At 72.5% G+C, this 16528-nt stretch carries 12 protein-coding genes; 3 read left to right on the top strand and 9 right to left on the bottom strand.

The annotated features are described in order from the left end of the window. Positions 1-108: 108 nt before the first annotated feature. The 5 genes from ACZ6ZQ_RS28705 to ACZ6ZQ_RS28725 all read right to left on the bottom strand — a co-directional run bounded on the left by ACZ6ZQ_RS28705 (position 109) and on the right by ACZ6ZQ_RS28725 (position 7667). Positions 109-2238, bottom strand: coding sequence for a 3-hydroxyacyl-CoA dehydrogenase NAD-binding domain-containing protein (locus ACZ6ZQ_RS28705; RefSeq protein WP_469771409.1), 2130 nt, complete (start codon positions 2236-2238; stop codon positions 109-111). Continuing rightward, the gene (locus ACZ6ZQ_RS28710; RefSeq protein WP_469771410.1) at positions 2235-3461 is read right to left on the bottom strand and encodes a thiolase family protein; all 1227 of its coding nucleotides are present in this window, start codon (positions 3459-3461) and stop codon (positions 2235-2237) included. The genes ACZ6ZQ_RS28705 and ACZ6ZQ_RS28710 overlap by 4 nt, the downstream gene beginning before the upstream one ends. A gap of 991 nt (positions 3462-4452) precedes the next feature. Next, on the bottom strand, positions 4453-5736 hold the full coding sequence (locus ACZ6ZQ_RS28715; protein WP_469771411.1) for an HRDC domain-containing protein: 1284 nt from the start codon (positions 5734-5736) through the stop codon (positions 4453-4455). A gap of 78 nt (positions 5737-5814) precedes the next feature. Next, on the bottom strand, positions 5815-6477 hold the full coding sequence (locus ACZ6ZQ_RS28720; RefSeq protein ID WP_093651875.1) for a helix-turn-helix transcriptional regulator: 663 nt from the start codon (positions 6475-6477) through the stop codon (positions 5815-5817). 515 nt (positions 6478-6992) lie between these two features. After that, positions 6993-7667 carry a DUF3000 domain-containing protein gene (locus tag ACZ6ZQ_RS28725; protein ID WP_453669115.1) on the bottom strand — a complete coding sequence of 225 codons (675 nt, stop codon included), beginning with the start codon at positions 7665-7667 and terminating at the stop codon, positions 6993-6995. Positions 7668-7758: 91 nt separating this feature from the next. On the opposite strand from ACZ6ZQ_RS28725, the gene hemE reads away from it, so the two are divergent. Then, entirely contained in the window at positions 7759-8871 is a 1113-nt protein-coding gene (gene hemE / locus ACZ6ZQ_RS28730; RefSeq protein ID WP_469771412.1) for a uroporphyrinogen decarboxylase, read from the top strand. Positions 8872-8942: 71 nt separating this feature from the next. Here the strand turns inward: hemE and ACZ6ZQ_RS28735 are convergent, their stop codons facing one another. Both ACZ6ZQ_RS28735 and ACZ6ZQ_RS28740 read right to left on the bottom strand, forming a co-directional pair. After that, a complete protein-coding gene (locus ACZ6ZQ_RS28735; protein ID WP_469771413.1) occupies positions 8943-10313 on the bottom strand; it encodes an FAD-dependent oxidoreductase in 1371 nt (456 codons plus the stop codon). A gap of 28 nt (positions 10314-10341) precedes the next feature. Continuing rightward, complete coding sequence (locus ACZ6ZQ_RS28740; protein WP_469771414.1) at positions 10342-11316, bottom strand: DUF4349 domain-containing protein; 975 nt, start codon at positions 11314-11316, stop codon at positions 10342-10344. Positions 11317-11456: 140 nt separating this feature from the next. Here ACZ6ZQ_RS28740 and hemG point away from each other — a divergent pair, with 140 nt between their 5' ends. Together hemG and hemQ are read left to right on the top strand one after the other, a co-directional pair. Continuing rightward, the gene (gene hemG / locus ACZ6ZQ_RS28745) at positions 11457-12905 is read left to right on the top strand and encodes a protoporphyrinogen oxidase (RefSeq protein ID WP_469771415.1); all 1449 of its coding nucleotides are present in this window, start codon (positions 11457-11459) and stop codon (positions 12903-12905) included. A gap of 4 nt (positions 12906-12909) precedes the next feature. Further along, positions 12910-13623, top strand: coding sequence for a hydrogen peroxide-dependent heme synthase (gene hemQ, locus ACZ6ZQ_RS28750; RefSeq protein ID WP_469771416.1), 714 nt, complete (start codon positions 12910-12912; stop codon positions 13621-13623). A gap of 268 nt (positions 13624-13891) precedes the next feature. On the opposite strand, the gene ACZ6ZQ_RS28755 is transcribed toward hemQ, so the two are convergent. Beyond that, positions 13892-15487, bottom strand: coding sequence for an alpha/beta hydrolase (locus tag ACZ6ZQ_RS28755; protein WP_469771417.1), 1596 nt, complete (start codon positions 15485-15487; stop codon positions 13892-13894). Between the two features lie 81 nt (positions 15488-15568). Further along, complete coding sequence (locus tag ACZ6ZQ_RS28760; RefSeq protein ID WP_469771418.1) at positions 15569-16414, bottom strand: TIGR04222 domain-containing membrane protein; 846 nt, start codon at positions 16412-16414, stop codon at positions 15569-15571. Positions 16415-16528 lie beyond the last annotated feature (114 nt).

Here is a 16528-nt window from a genome sequence, read left to right on the forward strand (position 1 = left end):
ACACAGAACGGGCCGTACGGGAGAGATCCCGTACGGCCCGTTCTGTGTTTTTGGCGTTCTCGCGTTCTCGCGTTCTTGCGTTCTCGCGTTTCCGCCGTATCGCCGGTGTTACGCGGGGACGCTCGCGACGCCCTGCGCCAGGAACGGCTTGCCGTTCACGCGCTGCGAGACACCCTCGCGGTCCAGGTACGGCGTGATGCCGCCCAGGTGGAAGGGCCAGCCGGCGCCCGTGATCAGGCAGAGGTCGATGTCCTGCGCCTCGGCGACGACACCCTCCTCCAGCATCAGGCCGATCTCCTGCGCGACCGCGTCCAGGACACGGTCGCGGACCTGCTCCTCCGTCAGGACGCTGTCGCCCTGCTTGAGGAGGGCGGCGACCTCCGGGTCCAGCTCGGGCTTGCCCGAGTCGTAGACGTAGAAGCCGCGCTTGCCGGCCTTGACGACCGCGGCCAGGTTCTCGGAGACCTTGAAGCGCTCCGGGAAGGCGCGGTTGAGGGTCTCGGAGACGTGCAGGCCGATGGCCGGGCCGACCAGCTCCAGCAGGACCAGCGGCGACATCGGCAGACCGAGCGGCTCGATCGCCTTCTCGGCCGTGGCCACCGGGGTGCCCTCGTCGATGACGTTCTGGATCTCGCCCATGAAGCGGGTCAGGATGCGGTTCACGACGAACGCCGGGGCGTCCTTGGTGAGGACCGCGGTCTTCTTGAGCTTCTTCGCGACACCGAAGGCGGTGGCGAGGGAGGCGTCGTCCGTCTTCTCACCGCGGACGATCTCCAGCAGCGGCAGGACCGCGACGGGGTTGAAGAAGTGGAAGCCGACCACGCGCTCCGGGTGCCGGAGCTTGGAGGCCATCTCGGTCACCGACAGCGAGGAGGTGTTGGTGGCGAGGATCGCGTGCGCCGGGGCGACCGCCTCGACCTCCGCGAACACCTTCTGCTTGACGGACATCTCCTCGAACACGGCCTCGATGATGAAGTCCGCGTCCGCGAAGCCCTCGGCCTTGTCCAGGACACCGGAGACCAGGGCCTTGAGGCGGTTGGCCTTGTCCTGGTTGATCCGGCCCTTGCCCAGCAGCTTCTCGATCTCGGCGTGGACGTAGCCCACACCCTTGTCGACGCGCTCCTGGTCGATGTCGGTGAGGACGACCGGCACCTCCAGGCGGCGCAGGAAGAGCAGCGCCAGCTGAGAGGCCATCAGACCGGCGCCGACGACGCCGACCTTGGTGACCGGACGGGCCAGGCTCTTGTCCGGGGCACCGGCGGGGCGCTTGCCGCGCTTCTGCACCAGGTTGAAGGCGTAGATGCCGGAACGCAGTTCGCCACCCATGATCAGGTCGGCGAGCGCGGTGTCCTCGGCGTCGAAGCCCTTCTGCAGGTCGCCGTCCTTGGACGCCTCGATGATGTCGAGGGCGCGGTACGCGGCCGGGGCCGCGCCGTGCACCTTGGAGTCCGCGATGAACCGGCCGCGGGCGACGGCCTGGTCCCAGGCCTCACCACGGTCGATCTCGGGGCGCTCGACGGTGACGTCGCCCTTCAGCACGTTCGCGGTCCAGATCAGCGACTGCTCCAGGAAGTCGGCGCCCTCGAAGATCGCGTCGGCGATCCCGAGCTCGAAGACCTGCTTGCCCTTGAGCTGCTTGTTCTGGTTGAGCGAGTTCTCGATGATCACCGAGACCGCACGGTCGGCGCCGATCAGGTTCGGCAGGATCGTGCAGCCGCCCCAGCCGGGGACGAGACCGAGGAAGACCTCGGGGAGCGAGAAGGCCGGCAGGGCCTTCGACACGGTCCGGTACGAGCAGTGCAGACCGACCTCGACACCGCCGCCCATCGCCGCGCCGTTGTAGTACGCGAAGGTGGGGACGGCCAGGCCGGCGAGCCGCTTGAAGACGTCGTGGCCGCCCTTGCCGATGGCGAGCGCGTCCGAGTGCTGCTTGAGCAGCTCGACGCCCTTGAGGTCGGCGCCGACGGCGAAGATGAACGGCTTTCCGGTGATGCCGACACCGACGACGGCGCCCTCGGACGCCTCCTTCTCGACCTGGTCGATCGCGGTGTTGAGGTTCGCGAGGGACTGCGGTCCGAAGGTGGTCGGCTTGGTGTGGTCGAAGCCGTTGTCCAGCGTGATGAGGGCGAACTTGCCCGCGCCGCCGGGGAGGTCGAGGTGGCGTACGTGCGCCTGGGTGACGACCTCGTCCGGGAACAGCTCGGCCGCGCCCTTCAGGAGCTCAGCGGTGGTGCTCACTTGGTGCCTCCGGCGTCCTTGTGGTGCGGGTTCTCCCAGATCACGGTGGCGCCCATGCCGAAGCCGACGCACATCGTGGTGAGGCCGTAACGGACCTCCGGCTGCTCCTCGAACTGCCGCGCCAGCTGCGTCATCAGACGCACACCGGAGGAGGCGAGCGGGTGACCGAAGGCGATCGCGCCGCCGTACTGGTTGACGCGGGCGTCGTCGTCGGCGATGCCGTAGTGGTCGAGGAAGGCCAGGACCTGGACGGCGAACGCCTCGTTGATCTCGAAGAGGTTGATGTCCTCGATCGACAGACCGGCCTTGGCGAGAGCCTTCTCGGTCGCCGGGATCGGGCCGTAGCCCATGACCTCGGGCTCGACGCCGGCGAAGGCGTACGAGACGAGGCGCATCTTGACCGGGAGGTTGTTCTCGCGGGCGAAGTCCTCGGAGGCGATGAGCGAGGCGGTGGCGCCGTCGTTCAGACCCGCGGCGTTACCGGCGGTGACGCGGCCGTGGACACGGAACGGGGTCTTCAGACCGGAGAGGTTCTCCAGGGTGGTGCCCGGGCGCATCGGCTCGTCGGCGGTGACCAGGCCCCAGCCGGTCTCGCCGGCCTCGGGGTTGGTGCGGCGTACCGAGATCGGCACCAGGTCCTGCTGGATCTTGCCGTTGGCGTACGCCTTGGCGGCCTTCTCCTGCGAGCGCACGGCGTACTCGTCGGCGCGCTGCTTGGTGATGTGCGGGTAGCGGTCGTGCAGGTTCTCCGCGGTCATACCCATGAAGAGGGCCGACTCGTCGACGAGCTTCTCCGACACGAAGCGCGGGTTCGGGTCGACGCCCTCACCCATCGGGTGGCGGCCCATGTGCTCGACACCGCCGGCGACGGCGACGTCGTACGCACCGAAGGCCACGCTGCCCGCGACCGAGGTCACGGCGGTCAGCGCGCCGGCGCACATGCGGTCGATCGAGTACCCGGGCACGGACTGCGGCAGACCCGCGAGGATGCCGGCGGTACGGCCGATGGTCAGACCCTGGTCGCCGATCTGCGTGGTCGCGGCGATGGCGACCTCGTCGATCTTCGCGGGGTCGAGGTCCGGGTTGCGGCGCAGCAGCTCCCGGATCGCCTTCACGACGAGATCGTCGGCGCGGGTCTCGTGGTAGATGCCCTTCGGGCCCGCCTTGCCGAACGGGGTGCGGACGCCGTCGACGAAGACGACGTCCCTGACGGTACGAGGCACGATGGCTCTCCTCCAGGGTGCGGGATGGCACTGCTGCGGGCACGCGCCTGAGCGCGCGCTTGCTTCCTTCATGCTACTTGTGGGTAACCATGCTGCCCACCCCCCACGGCGGGAGCGGCGAACGTCACACACGAGGACCCCGGCCCTCACTCCGGGCCCGCCCGGCTGTCCGGCTGCCGGTACCGGTTGCGCATCCGGTGTGTCCGTTTCCTCAAACACCGGACGTGCTGTGCGTGTGCCCGGTACCGGTTGCGCGGCCGGTGTGTCCGTCCTCAAGCTCCCCCTACGCCCTGCGGCGTGGGGGGACCCCCAGACGGGCTTGGGTGGTCGGGCTTGCCCCTTGTCGCGGTGCGGCCGGGACGGGCCGGGTTTGGCGGGGTTGCCCGGTGCCGTGACGGCGTCCGGTGTGTCCGTCCTCAAGCTCCCCCTACGCCCTGCGGCGTGGGGGGACCCCCAGACGGGCTTGGGGTGCGCCGGTGGGTGGTGGGGCGGGGCCCCTCCGGGCTCGCCTCCTCGGAAATCGGTGGATACGGCGTCATCCGGCACCACCGCCCGAGTTTCTGCGGGGGCGACCCTGCACGGCCCCGCCCCGGCCCGCTTTCCGGCCGCGGGCCGGTGGACGCCAGCCACCGGGGTCAGCCCCCACGGGTACGCAACCCGGGGACGTGCAGGGGTCGTGTTCGGGACACTGAAGCGTGATTTGTGGCGCGCGACGTCCGCGGTGCCTGCACGGCACGGGGTGGCGCGCCGTAAATCATGCCGTCCCGGATACGAGCCCCGGAGCGGCCCCGGACGGCAACCGCCCGGTCCCGGACACCCCCGACCACCCAAGCCCGTCTGGGGGTCCCCCACGCCGCAGGGCGTAGGGGGAGCTTGAGGACGGACACACCGGCCGCGCCCACGGCACCGGGCACACCATCACCCCGCACCCCGCCAGAGGCACCCCGCACCGCACCCCCGGAGGGCCCCCGCACCCCCGGAGGGCCCCGCGTCAGACCGTGGCCTGGAGGGCCCGGGTCAGCACGGGAGTCACCTGCTCGATCTGCCAGGCGCGCGCGCCCAGCGCGGCGAGGGCCGAGGCGACCGCTTCCGGGGTCGCCTCCTGCGGCGGCTCCCAGCAGAGGCGCCGCACCGTGTCCGGGGTGATCAGGTTCTCCTGCGGAAGGTTCAGCTCCTCCGCGAGCGAGGACACGGCCGCGCGCGCCGCGGACAGCCGCGCCGCGGCCGCCGGGTCCTTGTCCGCCCAGGAGCGGGGCGGCGGCGGACCCGTCACCGGCTGCCCCGGCTGCGGCAGCTCCGCGTCCGCCAGTGCCCGTGCCCGGTCCACCGCGGCCTGCCACTGCTCCAGCTGCCGTCGGCCCATCCGGTGCCCGAAGCCGGGGAGCGCGGTCAGCGCATGCACGTTCGGCGGCAGCGCCAGCGCCGCCTCGACGATCGCCCCGTCACTGAGCACCTTGCCCGGTGACACGTCCCGCCGCTGTGCCACCTTGTCGCGCGCGGTCCACAGCTCCCGTACGACCGCCATCTGCCGCCGGCGCCGCACCTTGTGCATCCCGGACGTACGCCGCCACGGGTCCTTGCGCGGCAGCGCGGGCGGCGCGGACGCGATCGCGTCGAACTCCTGCCGCGCCCACTCCAGCTTCCCCTGCCGGTCCAGCTCCTTCTCCAGCGCGTCCCGCAGATCGACGAGCAGCTCCACGTCGAGCGCCGCGTACCGCAGCCAGGGCTCCGGCAGCGGCCGCGTGGACCAGTCCACGGCGGAGTGGCCCTTCTCCAGCGCGTAGCCGAGGACCGACTCGACCATCGCGCCGAGCCCCACCCGCGGGAAGCCCGCGAGCCGCCCGGCAAGCTCGGTGTCGAAGAGCCGGGTCGGCACCATGCCTATTTCGCGCAGGCACGGCAGATCCTGGGTCGCCGCGTGCAGGATCCACTCCGTGCCGGCGAGTGCCTCGCCGAGCCCGGAGAGGTCGGGGCAGCCGACGGGGTCGATCAGCGCGGTGCCCGCGCCTTCGCGGCGCAGCTGCACGAGATACGCGCGCTGCCCGTACCGGTAACCGGACGCACGCTCGGCGTCCACGGCGACGGGTCCGCTGCCGGCGGCGAACGCGGCGATGACGGATTCGAGGGCCTCGGGCGTGGACACCACCGGGGGAATGCCCTCGCGCGGCTCCAGCAGGGGGATCGGCACCCTCTCGACTGCGAGGCCGTCGTCCGGGGGGCCGCCCCCGGGGATTCGCAGGTCTGGCTCTGCTGCGGTCTCTTGGGCGTCGGTCACATGTCAAGGGTATCTGTGAACGGAACGCGTCCGTCGACGGAACGTTCCGTCGACGGACACGGGTGTGGTGTAAAGCGGTCAGTGGATGATTCCGGTACGCAGCGCGACGGCCACCATTCCGGCCCGGTCGCCCGTGCCGAGCTTGCGTGCGATACGGGCGAGGTGGCTCTTGACCGTCAGAGCGGACAGGCCCATCGAGACGCCGATCGCCTTGTTCGACTGGCCCTCGGCGACGAGCCGGAGCACCTCCACCTCGCGGCCGGAGAGCTCGCGGTAGCCGCCCGGGTGGCTCGGAGCGCCGGGGGGACGGCGGTGCAGCCGGGCGGCCGCGGCGCCGATGGGGGCGGCTCCGGGGCGGGTGGGGTGGCCGAGGTTCGTGCGCGTACCGGTGACGACGTAGCCCTTGACCCCGCCGGCCAGCGCGTTGCGGACCGCGCCGATGTCGTCGGCCGCGGAGAGGGCGAGGCCGTTGGGCCAGCCCGCGGCGCGGGTCTCGGACAGCAGGGTCAGCCCGGAACCGTCGGGCAGGTGGACGTCGGCAACGCAGATGTCACGCGGGTTGCCGACGCGGGGACGGGCCTCCGCGATGGACGACGCCTCGATGACGTCACGCACCCCGAGCGCCCACAGGTGGCGGGTGACGGTGGAACGGACGCGCGGGTCGGCCACGACGACCATGGCCGTCGGCTTGTTCGGGCGGTAGGCGACCAGGCTTGCGGGCTGCTCGAGGAGAACGGACACCAGGCCTCCTGGGAAGGTGGGGGACGGGGCCGGCTCGGGGAAAAAGCCGGGGCGGACCGTGCTTGAAGGGTCACCACCTCTTCGGCAGCAAACCCGCGCGCCTTTAGAGAAAGATCACGATTTGGTGAGTAACAATTCCGGCAATTCGGACGCGTGATCGATCATCCTATGAGCAAGCGCTCCCACGTCCCGGGGCGCTGTCCCGCCCCCGTGCCGCCGGAAGGCGAGCCGTGGTCGTGGCGGGCCCAAGGCCTGCTCCACGGGCGAATCGGGGCGTCGGGCGCGGGCGCGCCCGTCCACGCTTCCCAGGCTGCCGTCCCGCACCGCCGTCCCTCGCCGCCGTCCTGCCCCCGCCGGGCGGCGCCGACGGCGGTGCCGGAGGCGGAGGCGGCATCGGCCCATGAGCGGTGAGGGGTACGGCAACGGCCGGGCCGGCTTCCCGCGCCGGAGACGACCGGGCCGGGCGTCCCCGTCTCCGCCCCCGCCCCGGACGCGGGACGCGCGGGCCGGCGCGGTTACGGGGCCTGGGGGCCGCGGCGCTGGGGGAGGGACACGACGCCCGCGGCGCCGTCCGGGACGCCCGCGGGGCTTGCCGGGGGAAGGCCCGCGATCTGGCAGAGGAGGTCGCACCAGGCCGCGATGTGAGCGGCGGTGTCCGGGACGCCGTCGTGGCCGCAGCGCGGAGTCCAGGAGGCGCGGATCTCGATCTGGGTCGCCGGGCGGCGGTTCGCGAGTCCTCCGAAGTAGTGAGACCCCGCGCGGGTCACGGTGCCGCTCGCCTCGCCGTACGACAGGCCCCGCGCCTCCAGCGCGCCGGTCAGCCACGACCAGCAGACCTCCGGCAGCAGCGGGTCCGCCGCCATCTCCGGTTCCAGCTCCGCACGGACCAGCGTCACCAGCCGGAACGTGCCCTGCCACGCCTCGTGCCCCGCCGGGTCGTGCAGCAGCACGAGCCGCCCGTCCGCGAGGTCCTCGCCGTCGTCGACGACCGCCGCCTCCACGGCGTACGCGTGCGGCGCGAGGCGCTGCGGCGGGCGGGTCGGATCCACCTCGATCTCCGGCCGCAGCCGTGCCGTGCGCAGCGCCTCGACCGCGAGCCGGAACGCGCGCGGGACGGACTTCCGCTCCGCGCTGTCCGTTTCCTCAGCGCCGTCGGATTGATCGGAAAACTGTCCCTGAGCCGCAGCCATGCCGGGAAGAGTAAGCGGAACGCGCGCCGCGCGCAGGGAGGGACACCCGGCCCGGCCGAGCGCCTTGCGCGCACATGCGAAGATTCTGGGCGTGAGTGCCAACGACCTTCCCCCGGCTCGAGGCTTCGCCCGAGCCGGGGACACCCCATCCTCGGGCCAGCAGACGAAGACCGACGCCGTCAGGGAATCCGCCTTCCTCAAGGCGTGCCGACGGGAGCCCGTGCCGCACACGCCGGTCTGGTTCATGCGGCAGGCCGGGCGGTCGCTGCCCGAGTACCTGAAGGTGCGCGAAGGCATTCCGATGCTGGAGTCGTGCATGCGGCCCGAGCTGGTCACCGAGATCACCCTGCAGCCGGTACGCCGCCACAAGGTCGACGCCGCCATCTACTTCAGCGACATCGTCGTCCCGCTCAAGGCCATCGGGATCGACCTCGACATCAAGCCGGGCGTCGGCCCGGTCGTCGCCGAACCGATCCGCCGCCGCGAGGACCTCGCCCGGCTGCGCGATCTGACCCCCGACGACGTCGCGTACGTCACCGAGGCGATCGGCATGCTCACCGGCGAGCTCGGCGCCACCCCGCTCATCGGCTTCGCGGGCGCGCCCTTCACCCTCGCCAGCTACCTCGTCGAGGGCGGCCCCTCCCGCAACCACGAGCACACCAAGGCGCTGATGTACGGCGACCCGCAGCTCTGGGCCGACCTCCTGGACCGGCTCGCGGAGATCACCGCGGCCTTCCTGAAGGTGCAGATCGAGGCGGGCGCGAGCGCCGTGCAGCTCTTCGACTCCTGGGTCGGCGCACTGGCCCCCGCCGACTACCGGCGCTCCGTGATGCCCGCCTCCGCGAAGGTGTTCCGCGCCGTCGAGTCGTACGGCGTCCCGCGCATCCACTTCGGCGTCGGCACCGGCGAGCTGCTCGGCCTGATGGGCGAGGCCGGAGCGGACGTCGTCGGCGTCGACTGGCGCGTCCCGCTCGACGAGGCCGCCCGTCGCGTCGGCCCCGGCAAGGCGCTCCAGGGGAACCTGGACCCGGCGGTGCTGTTCTCGTCGACGGAGGCGGTCGAGGCCAAGACCCGCGAGGTTCTCGACGCCGCCGCCGGACTGGAGGGCCATGTCTTCAACCTGGGCCACGGCGTCCTGCCCACCACCGACCCGGACGCGCTGACCCGGCTCGTGGAGCACGTGCACACCGCGACCGCGCGCTGACACAGGCCCTGGCCCGGGTGTGCTCGCCGCCGGACATTCTGCGGCGAGCGCACCGTGCCCGGGTTCGGCCGTCACCCGGCCGCGCGCACCGCCGCCGTCGCCTTCCGCGCCGCGACCAGCACCGGGTCCCACACCGGTGAGAACGGCGGCGCATAGCCCAGGTCCAGAGTGGTCATCTGCTCCACCGTCATCCCGGCCGTCAGCGCGACCGCCGCGATGTCCACGCGCTTCCCCGCCCCCTCGCGGCCGACGATCTGGACGCCCAGCAGCCGGCCGGTGCGGCGCTCCGCCAGCATCTTGACGGTCATCGGGGCCGCGCCCGGGTAGTAGCCCGCACGGCTCGTCGACTCGATCGTCGCGGTCACGAACCGCAGCCCCACCTCGCGGGCGTCCTTCTCACGCAGCCCGGTACGGGCGATCTCGAGGTCGCAGACCTTGCTCACGGCCGTGCCCACGACACCGGGGAAGGTCGCGTAGCCGCCTCCCACTCCCGCACCGATGACCTGGCCGTGCTTGTTGGCGTGCGTGCCGAGCGGGACGTGGCGTTCCCGGCCCGAGACGAGGTCCAGCACCTCGACGCAGTCGCCGCCCGCCCAGACGTTGTCGTGGCCGCGTACGCGCATCGCGAGATCGGTGAGCAGACCCCCGTACGTTCCGAGCGGCAGCCCCGCCGCGCCCGCCAGGGTCGTCTCCGGCTCCACACCGATGCCGAGCACGACGACGTCCGCCGGGTACTCGGCGTCCTCCGTGGCGACCGCGCGGACATGTCCGTTCGGGCCCGTCAGGATCTTGGTGACCTCGGCGCCGTCGACCGTCGTGATGCCGAGCCCGTCCATCGCCGCGTGCACCAGCCGGCCCATGTCCGGGTCGAGGGTGGCCATGGGCTGTGCGCCGCGGTTGACGACGGTCACGTCGAAGCCGTGCTTCAGCAGCGCCTCCGCCATCTCCACACCGATGTAGCCGGCGCCGATGACGACGGCCCGCCGCCCCTCGGTGCGGTCGAGGGTGTCGAGCAGCGCCTGCCCGTCGTCGAGGGTCTGCACCCCGTGGACGCCCGGCGCGTCGATCCCCGGCAGCGGAGGCCGCACCGGCCGGGCGCCGGTCGCGACGACGAGCTTGTCGAAGCCCGTCCACGACTCGGCGCCCGACTCCAGATCCCGGGACCGCACCCGCTGCCCCGCGATGTCGATCTCCGTGACCTCGGTGCGCATCCGCAGATCGATCCCGCGTGCCCGGTGCCCCTCGGGCGTACGGGCGATCAGCTCGCCCCGGTCCGTCACATCGCCGCCGACCCAGTACGGAATGCCGCACGCCGAGTACGACGAGAAGTGGGAGCGCTCGAACGCGACGATCTCCAACGCCTCTGGGCCCTTGAGCCTGCGGGCCTGCGACGCGGCGGACATGCCCGCCGCGTCGCCGCCGATGACCACCAGTCGTTCCATGAGGAACACGCTACGTGGGAGCGGCCGTTCAGTCCTGCCCGGGCGCCGGGTCCGGCTCCGCCGCACGGTCCGGCCCCGTCGCACGAGCCGGCCCCGTCGCGGGGACCTGCCGGGGCGCCGGGACCGCGGCGGTGCGCCTGGCCGGCCGCGGCCGGACCAGCCACCGCCACACCGCGTACAGCGCCGCGAACACCACGGCGAACGGCGCCACCGCGCCCAGCACCAGCCCGATCCACCGCACAGTCGTCACCAGCGCGTTCCAGCCGCCTTCCAGCGCGTCCAGGAAGCCGGTGTCGTCCTCGTCCTTCGGCTCCCTCGGCTTCTCCGCCTCGGACAGCTCCAGCGTGATCGTCGCCATCGTCGTACGGTCCTTGAGCGACGCCTGCTGGGCCAGAAGGGACTCCAGCTCGGCCTGACGCCTGCTCAGCTCGCCCTCCAGCGTGACCACATCGCTCAGCTGCGTCGCCCGGTCCATCAGCGCCCGCACCCGCGCCACACTCGCCCGCTGCGTCGCGATCCTGCTCTCCACGTCGACCACCTGGGCGGTGACGTCCTTGGCGTCCGCCCGGCGCGACAACAGCTTTCCGCTGCCCGCCAGGTCCGCGAGAATCCCCGTGTACCGGTCCTGCGGCACGCGCAGCACCACCCGGGACGACACATGCGTGTCGTCGACCCGCTCGGTGGACTCGTTGGCGACGTGCCCGCCGGCACTCTCGACCGTCCTGCGGACCGAGTCGAGCGCCTTCGTGGCGTCCTTCACCTCCACACTCAGCTCGGCGGTCCTGACGATGTGGGTCTCCGGAACCTTCGGCTGCTGCTGCTTGCCTTCGGACGGCTGGGCACCCGCGTAACCGGAGTCCGGGGCAGAGCCCTTCGCCGCCGCGGCCGCGTCCCCGCCTGCCTTGCTGTCAAGGGCGGTGGTGTCCGTGTCGTCGGAGCCGCACCCGGCGAGGGCGAGTGAGGCGGCCAGGAGCACTGCCGCGAGCCTGTGCCGTGCACGCATATCGGGTCCCCCCAAGGGATTGGTGGCTGGTGCCGGTTCGACGCGCGAGGCAGGTGAGCGGGTTGCCGTATTCCGGTTCCGAAGCGGTCACGGTCAGGACTCGTTACGGGACACCGACGGGCGTTTGAGAGAGTGGAGGCATGCTGTCCATCTCAGAGCGCCCGGCCGCCCGCACCGGCCATGTCGTCGTCATCGGCGGCGGTATCGCGGGCCTCGCAGCCGCACACCGGCTGCTGACCACCGGGCTGCGCGTGACCCTGCTGGAGGCGACCACCCGGCTCGGCGGCAAGCTCCAGGCCGGCGAGATCGCCGGCGGCCCCGTCGACCTGGGCGCCGAGTCGATGCTCGCCCGCCGGCCGGAGGCGATCGCCCTCGCGCGGGCCGTCGGCCTCGGCGACCGGCTGCAGCCCCCGGCCACCGCCACCGCCTCCGTCTGGACACGCGACGCCCTGCGCCCCATGCCCAAGGGCCATGTGATGGGGGTGCCCGGCAGCCCCGACGCCCTGTCCGGACTGCTGTCCGCGGAGGGTCTCGACCGGATCGATCACGAGCGCGACCTGCCCCCGGCCGAGATCGGCGACGACGTGGCCATCGGCGCGTACGTCGCGGAGCGCCTCGGCCGCGAGGTCGTCGACCGGCTCGTCGAGCCGCTGCTCGGCGGCGTGTACGCGGGCGACGCCTACCGCATCTCCATGCGTGCCGCCGTCCCCGCGCTCTTCGAGGCGGCCAGGGCCGCCCACGGCTCCCTGCTGGACGCGGTGCGCGAGGTGCAGCGGCGGGCCGCGGAGCAGCAGCAGACCGGACCCGTCTTCATGGGCATCGAAGGCGGCGTCGGCACCCTCCCGCTCGCGGTCGCCGACGCGGTCCGCGCCGCCGGCGGGGAGATCCACACCGAGGCCCCGGTACTGGGCCTGACCCGTACCACCGAGGGGTGGCGCATCCGCACCGACCAGCGTCACTTCGACGCCGACGGTGTGATCCTCGCGGCCCCCGCCTGGTCCGCCTCCGCGCTGCTCGCCGACGAGTCCCCGGCCGCCGCCGCCGAGCTCGCCGCCGTCGAGTACGCGTCGATGGCGCTGATCACCTTCGCGTTCCGGCGGGCCGACCTCGCCGGGCAGTTGCCCGCCGGCTCCGGCTTCCTCGTGCCGCCCGTCGACGGCCGCACGATCAAGGCGTCCACTTTTTCGGCCCAGAAGTGGGACTGGGTGGCCCGCAGCGCCCCGGACCTCTTCCTGCTCCGCACCAGCGTCGGCCGCTTCGGCGAGGAGGACCAGCTGGAGCGCGAGGACGCCGACCTCGTCTCGGTGTCCCTGAAGGACCTCGGCGAGGCGACCGGCCTCACCGCGCGCCCCGTCGCGACCGAGGTCACCCGCTGGATCGGCGGACTGCCGCAGTACCCCGTCGGCCATCTCGCCCGCGTCGGGCGGGTCCGGGACGCCGTGGCGAAGCTGCCCGGGCTGCGGGTCTGCGGGGCGGCGTACGACGGCGTGGGCATCCCCGCGTGCATCGGCAGCGGACAGCGCGCCGCGGACGAGATCATCGCCACGGCCCCCCTGGTGCAGGGCACTGCCCGTGACGGGCGAGAATAGTTGTATGAGTGCGCCCGAAAAGATCCCGAACGCCGGTAAGAAGGCGAAGGACCTCAACGAGGTCATCCGCTACACCCTGTGGTCAGTCTTCAAGCTGCGCGACGTGCTGCCGCAGGACCGTGCCGGCTACGCCGACGAGGTCCAGGAGCTGTTCGACCAGCTCGCGGCCAAGGACGTCACCGTTCGCGGTACGTACGACGTGTCCGGCCTGCGCGCGGACGCCGACCTCATGATCTGGTGGCACGCGGAGACCGCGGACCAGCTTCAGGAGGCGTACAACCTGTTCCGCCGCACCCGCCTCGGCCGCGCGCTGGAGCCGGTCTGGTCGAACATGGCGCTGCACCGCCCCGCCGAGTTCAACAAGGCGCACATCCCGGCGTTCCTCGCCGACGAGACGCCGCGGAACTACGTCTCGGTGTACCCCTTCGTGCGCTCGTACGACTGGTACCTGCTCCCCGACGAGGACCGCCGCCGGATGCTCGCCGACCACGGCAAGATGGCCCGCGGCTTCCCCGACGTGCGCGCGAACACGGTCGCCTCGTTCTCGCTCGGCGACTACGAGTGGATCCTCGCCTTCGAGGCCGACGAGCTGTACCGCATCGTCGACCTCATGCGCCACCTGCGCGCCTCCGAGGCCCGTATGCACGTCCGCGAAGAGGTCCCGTTCTACACAGGGCGCAGGAAGAGCGTTGCGGAGCTGGTGGCCGGTCTTGCGTGATGCCTCCCGGCCGGGGGCCCGGGGGGTGGCCCCCGGGAGATGCGGTACGGGGCGCAGGAAGAGCGTTGCGGAGCTGGTGGCCGGTCTTGCGTGATGCCTCCCGGCCGGGGGTCCGGGGGGTGGCCCCCGGGAGATGCGGCACAGGGCGCAGGAAGAGCGTCGCCGATCTGGTGGCCGGGCTCGCCTGACCTGCTCCTCACCTGACCTGCTTCTCGCATGACCTGGAGACGGGCCGCAGACGCGGCCCGTCTCCCCTTGACCCGGAAGATCAGACAGCCGGCGGCGGCTTGCGCTCGACCGCCCGCTGGTCCAGCGACACCGGGTCCGGCTGCGGGTGCGGCGCGCACGACGCGCGCCGCACCGGCGTCCTGCCGGTCAGCAGATACGCCTCCATGTGGCCGTTGACGCAGGCGTTGTCACCGCCCGAGATGCCGTGCGAGCCGGAGCCCTTCTCGGTGATCAGCACGGAGCCGGCCAGCCGCTGCTGCAGCCTCTGCGACCCGGCGTACGGCGTCGCCGCGTCCCGCTCCGCCGCCAGGATCAGCAGCGGCGGCAGCTCGCCGGGGCCGGTGCGGAGGTCCAGCGGCCGCTGCCGGGGCGCCGGCCAGTACGCGCACGGCAGATTCATCCAGGCATTCGCCCAGGTCTCGAACGGCGCCCGGCGCGCCAGCGCGGTGTTGTCGCGGTCCCAGACCCTCCAGTCCGTCGGCCAGGACGCGTCGTTGCACTGGACGGCCGTGTACACGGCGTTGCCGTTCTCGTCCTCCACGGCCTCGTCGGGATCGGGTGCGGCCTGTGCGGTCAGTGGCTGCGGATTGCCCTTCAGATACTCCGAGAGCGCATGCGCGCGCCGCGGCCAGTAGCGGTCGAAGTAGCCGGCCCGGAGGTACGCCGACTGCAGCTCGCCGGGGCCGACCCTGCCGCCCGCAGGCTCGTACGCGAGCCGCGCCCGGACCTTCTCGTAACTGTCCAGCACCGCCTCGGGCGTCGCCCCCAGGCCGTACCTGCTGTGGTGCCGGGCGACCCAGGCGCGGAAGTCCGCCCACCGGCTCTCGAAGGCCAGTGACTGCTCCAGGTTGTTGACGTACCAGATCTTCTCCGGCGCGGGGTCGACCGCAGAGTCGAGGACCATCCGCCGCACGTGCCGGGGAAAGAGGGTGGCGTGCAGGGCGCCCACGTACGTGCCGTAGGAGGCGCCGAGGAAGGTGAGCTGTTTCTCCTGCAGCGCCGCCCGCAGCACCTCAAGATCGCGGGCGTTGTTCAGCGAGTGGTAGTGGCGCAGGGCCGGGCCCGCATTGCGGGCGCAGCCCTCGGCGTACGCCTTCGCCCGAGCGATCTGCTCCCGTTTGTACGAGGCCGACGGCCGGACCGGAGCCGGCGTGGGCGCCTTGGTGAAGTCCCGGGGGTCCTGGCAGGACAGCGGGGCCGAACGGCCCACGCCGCGCGGGGCGTAGCCGACCATGTCGTACGCCGCCGCGATCCGCTTCCACTCCGGCGTCCTGCCGAGTTCCGGGAAGTACATGCCCGAACCGCCGGGCCCGCCGGGGTTGTAGACGAGCGCGCCCTGACGTTCGGCCGGTTTGCCGGTGGCCTTCACCCGGCTGACGGTGAGCCGGATCTGACGGCCCCCCGGATCTGCGTAGTCGAGCGGGACGGCGACCGTGCCGCACTCGACGTACCGGGGGAGCTCCTCGGCGGACGGGCAGGCCCCGAAGGAGATTCCGGTGATCGACGCGCGCACGGCGGCCATGGCCGTGCCCACGTCCTCCGGCGTGGCGCCCGCTTCGACGCCGCCCGCCGGGGCCGAGACGAGCGCCGACAGGACCAGGGAGCCGACGGCCCCGTACAGCGCTACTGCTCTCATCGCGTTCCCCTTCGCACCGCCAGTGGCACGAAGATCAGCAGAGCGACGCACTTTGTAAAGCACTTCTGTTCGAGTGTCGCGTCATTGACCCCTATGCGCCGTCCGCCGGTCGCCGAGTGCGGCGCGCAGCGCCGGATCGTCGAGCGCGCGGACGCCGTGTACGGCCACCGCGGTGAGGAAGGCCCGTTCCCCGCCGTCGTGTCGCGGGGGCAGCCCGCGCAGCAGCCGTCGGCCGGCCGGGGAGGCCCAGCGGGTGTACGGATGGACCTCGACGCGGGCGATCACGAGACAGCCCAGGGTGAGCACGAGCGGAAGCGTGAACCACATCGCGACGGGACCCTTCTCGCCCTGGTCCTGAGGGAGCGTCAGCAGCGAGGCGGCCGCGAGCGCCAGGGTGAGCGCGGTCGCGCCCCACACGGCCCGCACGGCGCCCGCCAGGCCCGCCCGGACCCTCTCGGGTACGGCGAGACCGGCCGTGACGAGCCGGTCGGAGAGGGCACGTACGGCGTCGTCGGCGGCCGTGGCGTGCCGTATCGCCGCTATCCGGCACTGGCCGTCCGGGCCGATCGCACCGATCACCGAGCGTTCCAGGTCGTCCTCGCCCTCCGGGTCGACGACGGTGGCCCAGCCGGTGTGCGCGAGGAGCAGCCGCCGCCCGCGGTGCATCGCGACCATCGTCAGCTCGGCCACACGGTGCGGGCCACCGGCCAGGAAAGCGGCTTCGTACAGGCTCAACTCGTGGTCATGGACGTGCTCGTGGCGGGGGCCGGGGCTGTCGTCGTGGCCGGAGCCGGAGCCGGAGCCGGAGCCGGAGCCGAAGCCGGGGCCGGGGTCGTCGTGGGCGGCGTCGGCGGCGGCGACACAGAGCCGGCCGCAGCTGATGCCCGCCGCGGCCCACGCCAGCAGCAGGAAGAGGACCCAGAACATGGCGGATTTCTACGCGAGATCACCTCTTGCGCGCCATGGGAATTCCAGGATGCGGACGACCGTGTGTCATGGACCCGTGGTGGCGGGGCGGGGCCTGCTCACGGCGGGCGGCAG

This window comes from Streptomyces sp. NPDC053673, assembly GCF_055585225.1.

Coding starts and splice junctions, on each gene's coding strand:
- ACZ6ZQ_RS28725 (WP_453669115.1), bottom strand. CDS start 7,667: ATGGCTGCGGCTCAGGGACAGTTTTCCGATCAATCCGACGGCGCTGAG.
- ACZ6ZQ_RS28735 (WP_469771413.1), bottom strand. CDS start 10,313: ATGGAACGACTGGTGGTCATCGGCGGCGACGCGGCGGGCATGTCCGCC.
- ACZ6ZQ_RS28740 (WP_469771414.1), bottom strand. CDS start 11,316: ATGCGTGCACGGCACAGGCTCGCGGCAGTGCTCCTGGCCGCCTCACTC.
- hemG (WP_469771415.1), top strand. CDS start 11,457: ATGCTGTCCATCTCAGAGCGCCCGGCCGCCCGCACCGGCCATGTCGTC.
- hemQ (WP_469771416.1), top strand. CDS start 12,910: ATGAGTGCGCCCGAAAAGATCCCGAACGCCGGTAAGAAGGCGAAGGAC.
- ACZ6ZQ_RS28755 (WP_469771417.1), bottom strand. CDS start 15,487: ATGAGAGCAGTAGCGCTGTACGGGGCCGTCGGCTCCCTGGTCCTGTCG.
- ACZ6ZQ_RS28760 (WP_469771418.1), bottom strand. CDS start 16,414: ATGTTCTGGGTCCTCTTCCTGCTGCTGGCGTGGGCCGCGGCGGGCATC.